14 protein-coding genes are annotated in these 12,412 nt (G+C 57.6%); 9 read left to right on the forward strand and 5 right to left on the reverse strand.

What is annotated here, in order from left to right; genetic code table 11:
- Position 1: 1 nt before the first annotated feature.
- Positions 2-976, reverse strand: a complete 975-nt coding sequence (locus tag PZBJ_RS01705) for a metal-dependent hydrolase (protein ID WP_101760902.1) — start codon at positions 974-976, stop codon at positions 2-4.
- A gap of 23 nt (positions 977-999) precedes the next feature.
- A complete protein-coding gene (gene rutR / locus PZBJ_RS01710; protein WP_101760903.1) occupies positions 1,000-1,635 on the reverse strand; it encodes an HTH-type transcriptional regulator RutR in 636 nt (211 codons plus the stop codon).
- 307 nt (positions 1,636-1,942) lie between these two features.
- On the opposite strand from rutR, the gene rutA reads away from it, so the two are divergent.
- Genes rutA through rutG form a run of 6 tightly spaced genes read left to right on the forward strand, consistent with a single transcriptional unit; the run spans position 1,943 to position 6,893 of the window.
- A complete protein-coding gene (rutA, locus tag PZBJ_RS01715; protein ID WP_049851054.1) occupies positions 1,943-3,034 on the forward strand; it encodes a pyrimidine utilization protein A in 1,092 nt (363 codons plus the stop codon).
- Positions 3,034-3,744 (forward strand): pyrimidine utilization protein B, encoded by a 711-nt coding sequence (gene rutB, locus PZBJ_RS01720; protein ID WP_101760904.1) that lies wholly within the window; start codon positions 3,034-3,036, stop codon positions 3,742-3,744. Before rutA ends, rutB begins: the two co-directional genes overlap by 1 nt.
- Positions 3,745-3,786: 42 nt before the next feature.
- Positions 3,787-4,182, forward strand: coding sequence for a pyrimidine utilization protein C (gene rutC, locus PZBJ_RS01725; protein WP_101760905.1), 396 nt, complete (start codon positions 3,787-3,789; stop codon positions 4,180-4,182).
- On the forward strand, positions 4,182-4,985 hold the full coding sequence (gene rutD, locus PZBJ_RS01730) for a pyrimidine utilization protein D (RefSeq protein ID WP_101760906.1): 804 nt from the start codon (positions 4,182-4,184) through the stop codon (positions 4,983-4,985). Before rutC ends, rutD begins: the two co-directional genes overlap by 1 nt.
- Positions 4,986-5,000: 15 nt before the next feature.
- Entirely contained in the window at positions 5,001-5,522 is a 522-nt protein-coding gene (gene rutF, locus PZBJ_RS01735) for an NADH-dependent FMN reductase RutF (RefSeq protein WP_101760907.1), read from the forward strand.
- A gap of 45 nt (positions 5,523-5,567) precedes the next feature.
- Entirely contained in the window at positions 5,568-6,893 is a 1,326-nt protein-coding gene (rutG, locus tag PZBJ_RS01740; RefSeq protein WP_101760908.1) for a pyrimidine utilization transport protein G, read from the forward strand.
- Here the strand turns inward: rutG and PZBJ_RS01745 are convergent.
- Both PZBJ_RS01745 and PZBJ_RS01750 read right to left on the reverse strand, forming a co-directional pair.
- A complete protein-coding gene (locus PZBJ_RS01745; RefSeq protein WP_008109428.1) occupies positions 6,890-7,804 on the reverse strand; it encodes a DMT family transporter in 915 nt (304 codons plus the stop codon). The two genes, rutG and PZBJ_RS01745, sit on opposite strands and share 4 nt — an antisense overlap.
- 109 nt (positions 7,805-7,913) lie before the next feature.
- Complete coding sequence (locus PZBJ_RS01750) at positions 7,914-8,078, reverse strand: con-10 family general stress protein (protein WP_061717065.1); 165 nt, start codon at positions 8,076-8,078, stop codon at positions 7,914-7,916.
- A 297-nt stretch (positions 8,079-8,375) separates the two neighbouring features.
- Here PZBJ_RS01750 and wrbA point away from each other — a divergent pair, with 297 nt between their 5' ends.
- The 3 genes from wrbA to PZBJ_RS01765 are packed head-to-tail and all read left to right on the forward strand — an operon-like array spanning position 8,376 to position 10,657.
- The gene (wrbA, locus tag PZBJ_RS01755; protein WP_101760909.1) at positions 8,376-8,975 is read left to right on the forward strand and encodes an NAD(P)H:quinone oxidoreductase; all 600 of its coding nucleotides are present in this window, start codon (positions 8,376-8,378) and stop codon (positions 8,973-8,975) included.
- A 21-nt stretch (positions 8,976-8,996) separates the two neighbouring features.
- Positions 8,997-9,227, forward strand: coding sequence for a YccJ family protein (locus PZBJ_RS01760; protein WP_007887329.1), 231 nt, complete (start codon positions 8,997-8,999; stop codon positions 9,225-9,227).
- Positions 9,228-9,283: 56 nt separating this feature from the next.
- A complete protein-coding gene (locus PZBJ_RS01765) occupies positions 9,284-10,657 on the forward strand; it encodes an NAD-dependent succinate-semialdehyde dehydrogenase (protein WP_101760910.1) in 1,374 nt (457 codons plus the stop codon).
- A gap of 48 nt (positions 10,658-10,705) precedes the next feature.
- Here the strand turns inward: PZBJ_RS01765 and agp are convergent, their stop codons facing one another.
- Positions 10,706-12,322, reverse strand: a complete 1,617-nt coding sequence (gene agp, locus PZBJ_RS01770) for a bifunctional glucose-1-phosphatase/inositol phosphatase (protein WP_206098188.1) — start codon at positions 12,320-12,322, stop codon at positions 10,706-10,708.
- Positions 12,323-12,412: the final 90 nt, after the last annotated feature.

Consider the following 12,412-nt stretch of genomic DNA (forward strand, 5'->3'; position numbering starts at 1 on the left):
GTCACAATCTCTCCCGCAGCTTATGCCACGCCTCACCCAATGCAGGACGCACCGAAGGTTCACGCTGCGGTGCTAGCTCCGGCGACTGCGGCGATCCCAGATTGAAGGTAAAGGTGTAATCCGGCTCTTCCCCCATCCGCAAATCGCTGATCAACGTGCGATCGCCCTCCTGCTTCATTGCGTAAAACCCATGACTAAACCACGCTACACGCTCGGCGTGCCATTGCCCTTTGAACGGCGTAAACAGCGCGGGTTGACGATCGTGCCAGCTTATCTGCAGCGAACGCCCCGGTGACAACAGCGACCAATAGGCTTCGCCATAACGCTCTGGCGTCATGATCACCGTGCGCCACACCAGCGTATTAAACGCGGTTGGCGTCACCAGTAGTTGCTCCGGTTGCACTGATTGCTGCGCCAGCGCTTGCTCAATGTGTTGCGTCGCCATGCTCTGTGCCACCATGCTCCAGCCGAGATAAAGCGTACTCACCAATAATCCCGCCTGATTCCAGCGCAAGCCCACAGCATCGCGTCGCCACAGGGCGACGAGCAGCGCAATTAGCAATGGCAAGGTATACAGCGGATCGATGATATACATGCTGCCAATGGCATAAGGGAAATCGGTGAGCGGCAGGCCCAGCTGCGTACCGTAAACGGTGGTGAGATCCAGCAGCGGATGCGTCACCAGCGCCAGCCACATCGCCAGCGTCCAGCCGCGCCAGTGCGCGCGACTGCGTGTCGCACCGGCCACCAGCCAGCCGAGCAGCGGTGCAATTAAGGTGAGGATTATCAGCGCATGACTTTCGGTACGATGCAGCGTCATATTGCGGATGGCATCGCCGTGATCGATAAACACGTCGAGATCCGGCAAGGTGCCCGCCACCGCGCCCACCAGCGCCGCTTGCCACAGCGGGACGCGCTTGCCCATCACCGCAACGGTGACCGCCGCGCCTAACGTCAGTTGTGATAACGAATCCATGCACTCTCCTTGAAAACGCGGGATCAGCGCACGCGGATCCCTTCAATTATCATGCGCTGCACGTTTTCCAGCGTCTGTTCAAAAAACGCCGCATCGTTCAACGTCTGGCCGGTAATCGCTTCCACCTGTGAGGCGAAATCCGCATAGTGCTGCGTAGTCGCCCATAGCAGGAAAAACAGGTGCTGCGGCTGCACACCCGCCAACCGACCTTCGGCGATCCACTGTTCGATAATCGCCGCTTTCTCATCCACCAGCGCTTTTAAATCACCGGCCAGTTCACCTTTCAGCAGCGGCGCGCCCTGCAACATCTCAAGGCAGAACAATCGCGAAGCTTGCGGATGATCACGCGAGACTTCCAGCTTAAGGCGAATGTATTGACGTATCGCGGTCAGCGGATCGTGATCGTGCTGCAGCGCGCGCAGCGGCGCCAGCCACACATAAAGAATCTCTTTTAAAACAGCCACATACAGCACTTCTTTCGACGGATAGTAATACAGCAAATTGGTTTTGGAGACGTCGGCGCGCTCCGCCACTTTATCCAGGCTGGTGCCGTGAATACCGTATTGCGAGAAGAAGGTTAACGCCGCTTCCAGAATGGCTGCCCGCTTTGCGGCGACCGCTCGCGAACGGCGTCCCGGTTTTTTTTCATCGCTTTTCACACTGTTACCTCTTCCGTCCTGCGTCAACGCATCATAACAAAGGCCTTCTTTCCTGCCTAATCGCCCGCCTGCACCTTTTTTGACCATGCGGCGCATGAAAAACGTGCAAAACGTTTTGACCAAACGGTCTGAAATGGACCAATTACTCCAGTTTAGAACAGGCGATACTTTTAACGCATTGTTATTTATCTCTTTTAAAAATGTGGCACAGCCTTTGCAATTTTGTGATGGAGCGCCGCCCGCAGGATGCGTGCAGGAAGCAGCGCAGCGCGTGAAGCAGTCCCCGTCTAATGCAGAGAGGTTTCACATGAAAATTGGCGTTTTTATCCCGATTGGTAATAACGGCTGGCTGATCTCCACCCATGCGCCGCAGTACAAACCGACTTTTGAACTGAACAAAGAGATCGTGCTGAAAGCAGAGCATTATCATTTCGACTTTGCCCTTTCGATGATCAAACTGCGCGGCTTCGGCGGCAAAACCGAGTTTTGGGATCACAACCTCGAATCCTTCACGCTGATGGCGGGACTCGCGGCGGTGACCTCACGCATTGAGATCTACGCCACCGCCGCCACGCTAACCTTACCGCCCGCGATTGTGGCGCGTATGGCCTCCACCATTGATTCCATCTCCAATGGCCGCTTCGGCGTCAACCTCGTCACCGGCTGGCAGAAACCCGAGTACGAGCAGATGGGCTTGTGGCCGGGCGATGCTTACTTCTCCAGCCGCTACCAATATCTGACCGAATACGTCACCGTGCTGCGCGATTTGTGGGGCACCGGCCAGAGCGACTTTAAAGGCGAGTTCTTTACCATGAACGATTGCCGCGTCAGCCCGCAGCCGCAGAAACCGATGAAAGTGATCTGCGCCGGCCAGAGCGATGCGGGCATGGCGTTCTCGGCGCAGCACGCCGATTACAACTTCTGCTTCGGCAAAGGCGTCAACACGCCAACTGCCTTCGCGCCAACCGCCGCGCGTATGAAGCAAGCTGCCGATAAAGCGGGCCGCGACGTCGGTTCCTATGTGCTGTTTATGATCATTGCCGCCGAGAGCGACGAAGCCGCACGCGCCAAATGGGAGCACTACAAAGCCGGTGCCGATGAAGAGGCGCTCGCCTGGCTCACCACGCAAAGTCAGCAGGACACCAAATCTGGCAGCGACACCAACGTGCGCCAGATGGCCGATCCGACCTCCGCCGTCAACATCAATATGGGCACGCTGGTGGGTTCTTACGCCAATGTGGCACGAATGTTGGATGAGGTTGCATTAGTCGATGGCACGCAAGGCGTGTTGCTCACCTTCGACGACTTCCTGCAAGGCATCGAAGATTTCGGTGAACGTATTCAGCCCTTAATGCAGTGTCGCCACGATTTAATCGCATCCCAGCAGGAGGTTGCCTGATGAGTACCGTTGTTTGCGCCCATACCTCAAGTTTACCGAACGTCACCTTGCCGGCGCGCCCGGAAGCCATCGCGCTGCCGCCCGCGCAAAGTGCGCTGATTGTGGTGGATATGCAGAACGCCTACGCCACGCAAGGCGGCTATCTCGATCTGGCGGGCTTTGATGTCTCCGCTACCAAGCCGGTGATTGCCAAAATCCATCAGGCGGTCACCGCAGCGCGGGCCGCCGGGATGCAGATCATCTGGTTCCAGAACGGTTGGGACGACCAATACGTTGAAGCCGGTGATGCCGGATCGCCTAACTTCCACAAATCTAATGCGCTGAAAACCATGCGCAAGCGCCCGGAGTTACAGGGCACGCTGCTGTCGAAAGGCGGCTGGGATTATGCGCTGGTCGATGAACTGGTGCCGCAGGCCGGCGATATCGTATTGCCGAAACCGCGCTACAGCGGCTTCTTCAACACCTCGCTCGACAGCATGCTGCGCAGCCGTGGCATCCGCCATCTGGTGTTTACCGGCATCGCCACCAACATCTGCGTGGAATCGACGCTGCGTGACGGCTTCTTCCTGGAATATTTCGGCGTGGTGCTGGAAGACGCGACCTATCAGGCGGGTCCGGCGTTTGCCCAGCAGGCGGCCATTTTCAATATCGAAACGTTTTTTGGCTGGGTCAGCGATACCGACACCTTCTGCGAAACGCTGAAAAGCTAACGCCTCGATTCACCTGCAAACCGATAAGAAGAGGATTTCGCCATGCCTAAAAGTGTGATTATTCCGCCCGGCACCGGTATGCCCATAGCGCCATTCGTGCCCGGCACCTTAGCTGACGGCGTCGTCTACGTCTCCGGCACCTTGCCGTTCGATGCCAACAACAACGTGGTGCACGTCGGTGATGCCGCCGCGCAAACGCGTCACGTGCTGGAGACCATTAAAAAGGTGATCGAAACTGCCGGCGGCACCATGGAAGACGTGACCTTCAACTCGATTTTTCTCACCGACTGGAGCAACTACGCAGCGATTAACCAGATCTACGCCGAATACTTCCCCGGAGATAAACCGGCGCGCTTCTGCATTCAGTGCGGCTTAGTGAAACCGGATGCGCTGATCGAAATCGCCAGCGTTGCGCATATCGGCAAACAGGAGGCGTGATGCATCTGGAGATCCAGGGTTTAACCACTGAAGATGCGCCGACGCTGGTGCTCGCTTCCGGTTTAGGCGGCGTCGCCGGTTTCTGGCAACCGCAGCTGGCGGCGCTGACGCCGCATTATCGCGTGGTGACGTACGATCAGCGCGGTACTGGCCGCAGCGCCGATACGCTGCCGGACGGCTACAGCATGACGATGATGGCGGCGGAACTGGCAGAAACGCTGGAACAGCACGGCATTCAACATTACGACATTATCGGCCATGCGCTGGGCGGCTTAATCGGCCTGCAGCTGGCGCTGGACTTCCCGCAGCGCGTGGGCCGCGTGGTAGTGATCAACGGCTGGCTTTCGCTGGATGCGCACACGCAGCGCTGCTTCCAGGTGCGTCAGGATCTGCTGATGAACGTCGGCGTCGAAGCCTTTGTGCGTGCGCAGCCGCTGTTCCTCTATCCCGCGGAATGGCTGGCGCGCAATCAGGAGCGCATTAACGCTGAAGATGCGCACCATGTCGCCCATTTTCAGGGCATGGAAAACCTGCTGCGTCGCTTGCATGCATTGAAAAGCGCGGATTTCCGCGCACATGTGGGGCGCATCTCCCAGCCGGTGTTGGCGATCTGCAGCCAGGACGATCTGCTGGTGCCGTGGAGCTGCTCACCGCAGCTGGCGCAGGCGCTGCCCAACGGCAGCCTGATTGAGATGGCCTGGGGCGGACACGCGATGAGCGTCACCGATGCCGACAACTTTAATGCGCTGCTGCTGCGCTGGCTGGCCGATACGGCTGCGCCTGCCCAGCGAGCGGCCAGCTAATCACAGGAGCCGCCAATGAGCGTGCATGAACTGCCAGTTTTACCCGGTGTAGAACGCGATGCGTTTCGTAACGCGATGGCGTGCTTAGGCGCGGCGGTGAATATCATCACCACCGACGGTCCCGCTGGACGCGCCGGATTTACCGCCTCGGCGGTGTGCAGCGTTACTGATACGCCGCCTACGCTGCTGGTTTGTCTTAATCGCTCAGCGTCGGTGTGGCCGATTTTTCGCGACAACGGTTATCTCTGCGTTAACACCCTGGCCGCCGGGCATGAAGATCTCTCGACGCTATTTGGCGGCAAAACGCCGATGGCAGAACGCTTTGCCGCCGCTGACTGGCACACGCTGGCCAGCGGTTCACCGCTGTTAGACGGCGCGCTGGTGTCGTTTGACTGCAAAGTGGCACAAGTGGTCAGCGTGGGCACGCACGACATTCTGTTTTGCGAAGTGCAGGCGCTGGTACGCAATGATGAAACGCACGGTCTGGCATGGTTTGACCGTGGCTATCATCACCTTTTACGGCAGGACGCCCGCTAACGCCGCCTTGTGCGGCCCGCTTTCACTGACACCCTGGAGATGACGATGGCGAGTTCCTGGTTCCCCCGCTGGCAGCAAAAGTCAGCCATGACCGATGATGGGCTGATTGCGCCGGACGAAACGCTGCCGTTTGCGCAGACGGTCGTGCTTGGCCTGCAGCATGCTGTAGCAATGTTTGGCGCAACGGTGCTGATGCCGTTGCTGATGGGACTGGACCCCAATCTGGCGATTCTGGTTTCGGGCATCGGTACGCTGCTGTTCTTCCTGGTCACCGGCGGGCGCGTACCCAGTTATCTCGGATCCAGCGCGGCGTTTGTCGGCGTAATCATCGCGGTAACCGGCTTTAACGGTCAGGGACTCAACCCCAACCTGGCGCTGGCGCTGGGCGGCGTGATTGCCTGCGGCGCGCTCTATACGCTGATTGGCCTGATCGTGATGAAGGTCGGCACCGGCTGGATCGAGCGTCTGATGCCGCCGGTGGTCACGGGCGCGGTGGTGATGGCGATTGGTCTGAACCTGGCGCCAATTGCGGTGCACGGTGTATCCGGCTCGATGTTTGACAGCTGGATGGCAGTGATGACGGTGCTGTGCATTGGTCTGGTGGCGGTATTCACGCGCGGGATGATCCAGCGCCTGCTGATTCTGGTCGGCCTGATTGTCGCGTGGGCCATCTATGCACTGCTAACCAACGTGATGGGCTTCGGCAAACCGGTGGATTTCAGCGGCCTTGCCAACGCACCGTGGTTTGGCCTGCCGCACACCACCGCACCGATCTTTGATATGCAGGCCATCGTGATGATCGCGCCTGTGGCGATCATTCTGGTGGCGGAAAACCTCGGGCACATTAAAGCCGTGGCGGGCATGACCGGGCGCAATCTCGATCCCTGGATGGGCCGCGCCTTTGTCGGTGACGGTCTGGCAACCCTGCTGTCGGGCTCAATCGGCGGCAGCGGTGTCACCACCTACGCGGAAAATATCGGTGTGATGGCGGTGACCAAAGTCTATTCAACGCTGGCCTTTGTGGCCGCCGCGGCGATCGCTTTGGTGCTTGGCTTCTCACCGAAATTTGGCGCGCTAATCCACACCATTCCCGGTCCGGTGATTGGTGGCGCCTCGATTGTAGTATTTGGTTTGATTGCGGTGGCAGGCGCACGCATTTGGGTGCAGAACCATGTGGATTTCAATCAGAATGGCAATTTGATCATGGTGGCGACCACGCTGGTGCTGGGCGCCGGTGATTTTGCCCTGAAGATTGGCAGCTTCACCCTTGGCGGCATCGGCACCGCCACCTTTGGTGCCATCATCCTGAACGCGATTTTACAACGTCGCGGCGCCGCGCTGGCGAACGAGGCGGCACGGCAACACCCTTAAGGCTCGAGCGGTGCCTGATCGGGCACCGCTTTCTTGCGGCGTATACGCAGTTCGCTGACGATTACCCCACAAACAATCAAGGCCGCGCCCAGCAGCGCAGCAGCAGGTAGACGCTCGCCCGCCAAACGCCCTACCACGCCCGCCCACACCGGTTCACCGGCGTAAATCACCGTGGCACGCGTCGGTGAAACGCTGCGTTGCGCCCAGTTCATCGTCACCTGAATCAAGGCGCTGGCCGCGCCCAGACCCAACGCGCTCAGCAGCAACGGCGTTGACATGGCAGGAACCGATTCGCCATTCGGGATCATCAGAACAAAGGCGCAGGCCGATGCCACCATCAGCTGAATCAGCGTGACGCGGCGCACATCGACCTGTCCGGCATAACGGCTGATCAGGATGATCTCCGCCGCGATTGCCAGCGTGCTCAGTAAGGTGGCGATTTCACCGGCATTCAGCGTCAAACTGCCATCCTGCGGACCCGCCACCAGCACTAAACCGGTAAACGCCAGCAAAATGCCCAGCCACGCCATCAATCCCGGCGGACGGCGCAGGAATAACCATTGCAGCAGCGGCACCACCGGCACGTAGAGCGCGGTGATAAACGCCGACTGACTGCTGGAAATGGTTTGCATGCCCCAGGTTTGCAGACCGTAGCCGCCGGCAATCGACAGGCCAATCAGCGCCCCGGCTTTGATTTCCAGCCAGGTAACTTGCTTGAGATAACGACGGAAGAAAAAGGCCAGCAGCAGCGATGCCGTAGCAAAACGTAATCCCACAAAAAAGAACGGACCGGAATGGGCCATCGCCCGGTGTACCACCAAAAAAGTGCCACCCCAAACCATGGTAATAAATATGAGCACCAACTCCTGACGCGAAATACGCAGGCTGAGACGAGAAGAAGAAGCGGACATAACGCACCAGAATAATCAGTTGGCGGTCAGTTTGCTCAGAGAGCGGGGAAATTGCAATGCCTGTCACCGCCGGGCGAACCCGGCGGCCGGGGATTAACGGTCAGTCGCGCTATTTCTTGCCGCGGCTGCGTCCCCCTTTTTCACCGGCTACAGACGCGCGCTGTGGGTCGTTTCTAAAATTACCCCCGCTGTTTTTGCCGCCTTTGCGACCCGCTTCTGCGGCCCTTTCACGGTCCTCTGCGAAATTGCCTGATCCTCCACGATGTTCGGCCATCATTTCCTCCACGGATTGAGCATCCAGATTAGGGGCTTGTCACGATGCTGCCGTGAAAAGCCTGGCGGCGGATATTCCGCACACCTGATTAAATAATAGACAACGCAGCGGTGAGATCGGCCTGATATTCACAATTTGAAACAGATAATTCACTCATTTCACTGCGAAAAAGCAAATTTACCGCCGCGTTACAAGCAGTTAGCCGACACTTATTGGCACCTGCTTAACCTCTGTACAGCAGCCTGCGCAGGCTCTTCTATACTTTTGGTTACTCACCACCCTCGCAGGATGAAAACCATGGCAAAGATTTTGGTGCTCTATTATTCGATGTACGGACATATTGAAACCATGGCGCAAGCCGTGGCCGACGGTGCAAAGAGCGTGAGCGGCGCGGAAGTTACAATATTGCGCGTGCCGGAAAGCATGGATGCCGAGCGTTTCGCCCAGGTTGGCGGCAAAGTGGATCAGGCTGCGCCTGAAGCGAAACCGGAAGATTTGCCGCAGTATGATGCCATCATCGTTGGCACACCCACACGCTTCGGCAACATGGCGGGGCAGATGCGTAACTTCTGGGATCGCACTGGCGGCTTGTGGGCTTCGGGCGCGCTGTACGGCAAAATCGCCAGCGTCTTTGCTTCCACCGGTACCGGCGGCGGCCAGGAGCAAACCATCACTTCCGTCTGGACCACCCTCGCCCATCACGGCATGGTGATTGTTCCCATCGGTTATGGCACTAAAGAACTCTTCGACATCTCCCACGTACGCGGCGGAACGCCCTACGGCGCCACCACCCTGGCGGGCGGAGATGGATCACGTCAACCTTCGGCGGAAGAACTGGATATTGCCCGTTTTCAGGGCCAACACGTCGCCGGACTGGCGGTAAAGCTACAGGGATAAAATCCACAACAGGAGACCTTCATGACAACAGAACAGTCGAAAGAGCATCACGTAGGCGAATGGGCATCACTGCGCCACACTTCACGCGAAATCGCTGAAGCCATTTTTGAGGTAGCCAACTACGACGAACGTTTAGCCGAGCAGATCTGGAGCCAGCAAGGCAGCGATGAAGTGCTGATTCGCGCCTTCAAAAAGACCGACCAGGATGTTCTGACCTGGGACGATAAAACGGTCGAGCGCAAAAACGTTTGAATTGCAGGCGGGCATTGTCCCGCCTTTGTTACCTTTACATCACCAAGGAGCCTTGTATGTCAGCCTATCAAAGTATCAATCCAGCCAATAACCAACTGCTAAAAGCGTGGAACGAGCACGATGATGCCTATGCACAACAGGCGCTGGAAACCGCAGATGCGCTTTATCATTCCGCGTGGAGTAAAGGCGATATTCAACCGCGTCTGCAGGTGCTACACCGTTTAGCCGATTTGATTGACCAACGGGCCGAAGAGCTGGCGACCATCGCCAGTAAAGAGATGGGCAAACTGATTGGCCAGAGCCGTGGTGAAGTAAAAATCTGTTCGCAGATCGCCCGCTACTACGCTGAACATGCCGCGACATTTTTACAGCCGCAACCCTACGCCAGCGATGTGGGCGATGCCTGGCTTGAGTACCATCCGATTGGCGTGATCGTCGCGGTCGAGCCGTGGAACTTCCCTTACTATCAGCTGATGCGCGTGCTGGCGCCAAACCTGGCGCTCGGCAATCCGGTGCTGGCGAAACACGCCAATATCGTGCCGCACTGCGCCGATGTGTTTGAAAAGCTGGTAGAAGAAGCCGGTGCGCCAAAAGGCGCATGGACCAACCTGTTTATCTCCACCGATCAAGTCGCGGATTTGATTGCCGATCCGCGCGTGCAAGGCGTGGCGCTGACGGGTTCCGAACGCGCCGGTAGTGCCGTGGCGGAACAGGCCGGTAAACACTTGAAGAAATCGACGCTGGAGCTGGGCGGTAACGATGTGTTTGTGGTGCTGGACGATGCCGATATCGATGAAGCGGTACGTCAGGGTGCGCAAGCTCGCCTCAGTAACTGCGGCCAGGTCTGTACCGCCGCCAAGCGCTTTATTTTGCATGAGAAAATTGCCGATACGTTTATGGCCAAATTTAGCGCGGCTCTGCAATCGGCCACGCCGGGCGATCCGCTTGATGAGAAAACCACGCTTGGTCCGCTCTCTTCAAAAGATGCGCGCGATCGTTTAGTGAAGCAGGTTGAGGAAGCGGTGCAAAATGGCGCGCGCGTGGAGTTTGGTGGACGCGCCATTGATGGCGTCGGCTGCTATTACCAGCCAACGGTGCTCACTGGTCTGACGCCAGACAATCCTGCTTACTATCAGGAGTTCTTTGGCCCGGTAGCACAGGTGTATGTGGTGGCGGACGATCGTGCCGCTGTGGCACTGGCGAATGATTCAAATTACGGCCTGGGCGGTTCAGTCTGGACTAAAGACATTGCGCGCGGCCGTAAGATGGCATCGCAGATTGAAACCGGCATGGTGTTTATCAATTCGCAGAGCGATACCTCCGCAGAGCTGCCGTTTGGTGGCGTGAAACGTTCCGGATACGGACGTGAGTTGTCGGATCTGGGGATTAAAGAGTTCGCCAACCAAAAACTGGTGGTCGTCGCCGGTTAACAGGCACAAAAAACCCCGCCGCGGCGGGGTTTTCTTTGAGCAGCAAACTCAGTTACTGGTCGCTGCTTTGGCCGGTTCTTCTGATTTGGCTGGCGTAGCATCGGCTTGCGCTTTCTGTGCTGCTGCCGCATCAGCCTTGGCTTTCTCATCCGCTGCTTTCTGGGCAGTGGCTTTCTCCGCTTTGGCTTTTTCGTCTGCCGCTTTCTGCGCGGCCGCTTTATCCGCCTTCACTTTCTCTTCAGCCGCTTTCGCGTCTGCAGCCTTCTGTGCTGCGGCTTTATCCGCTGCTGCTTTGTCTGCGGCTGCTTTATCCGCAGCAGTCTGATCGGCTTTCTGCTTAGCGTCATCTGCGGCTGGTGCTGCGGCCGCAGGTGCTGGCTGTTCTGCCGCAGCCGGTGCCGCAGCAGGCTGCAGTGGCGTACCTTGCAGAGCACCGTTCAATGCGCCGATGAATTGATCCCAACTGCAGTAGCCGTTGGCATCCGTTTCACAGCCCGCCAGTTGCAGCGTGACGCGCTTCGGTGGATTTTTCAGGCTCAGCACATCGGCATCGCGCAGCTGATCGGCCGTTTGATAGACGTACTCAATTTTCAGCAGATCTTTGTTGTTCTTCACATCGTGCCAGCGTTCGAATACTACCTGGCCGCCAATCGGCGTTTTCTCATCGTTGCCCGGCAGTTCATAAGGCTTAACCTGCAGCGCGCTGAGTAAGGAGGCGATGTTGGAATCATGACCAACCATCAGCGTCACTTTTGGCGCGTTGGCTTTATCCTGATCGACTAACTGGCTGCGGATGTAATCCACCAGCGGTGCGGCCACTTCGCGCGCCACTTCAGGAGAGGCGAACAGCGCATCCTGATAACCGTTTTTGATCGACGCCAGCTCTTTCCACTGTTCAGGCGTTTTGATCTGGCCCCAGGCAACCTGATCGGCCGGGAAACCTTCGTAATATTGCAGCGTAAACGCATCCACCAGCGAGTTGCCGATTTTCAGCGGACCGCTTACGTTCGGCTCTTTACCGTTATCCGCGCTGAAAGTGTTATCGCCGCTGCTCAAATCACACTGCTTTTTGCCGTTACAGGCCGGGGCAGATTTGTAATCGACGATTTTTTCCAGATGCTGGAAGGCAGGCTTCAGTGCCAGCTTTTCATTGGCGGCGGTCATAGCAGCCAAGGCTTTCTTGTTGAATTCATCGCTGCCGTCGGTAACGACCGGATTGAAGATCGGATCCATGGTGCCCATCGCATCCTGATGCGTGACCGCGATATCACAGCCAGGGAAGGCGCCAGTGATAAAGTACTGCGCGGTCGCCACGGTGCGCTGCAGGCTGTTGGCGTAGACAAAGATGTTGCTGCTGTCCGGGCAAGTCCCGTTCTGGACTAAGCCCTGCTGTGCCAGCCACTGACGGGTATAATTCCCCATGTAGACTTCCAGCACGCCACCTTTGGTGGTGAGCTCACCGCCCGCGACATCCCACTGCGGCCAGCTCTTTTTGGTGGATTGTTCCAGTACGCTGCCGTTGTTGGCGAGCGGCGCACGCAGGTTATGACGGCTTAACATCAGCACCTGCTGGAGTTGCATATCTCCATCCGCAGCATAGGCGGACATGCCCATCGGGAGCGCAGCGATGACTGACAACGCGCAAAGACTCAGTTTCTTGATCATTGTGCCTATTCCATAATTCATCAGTGAAACACTCTGGCTTTCAAACGATTAGCCCGCCAAAGAGCGAATTACCGCACAGTGTAACTCAGC

Source organism: Pantoea endophytica (assembly GCF_002858935.1).
Taxonomy (GTDB): Bacteria; Pseudomonadota; Gammaproteobacteria; order Enterobacterales; family Enterobacteriaceae; genus Pantoea; species Pantoea leporis.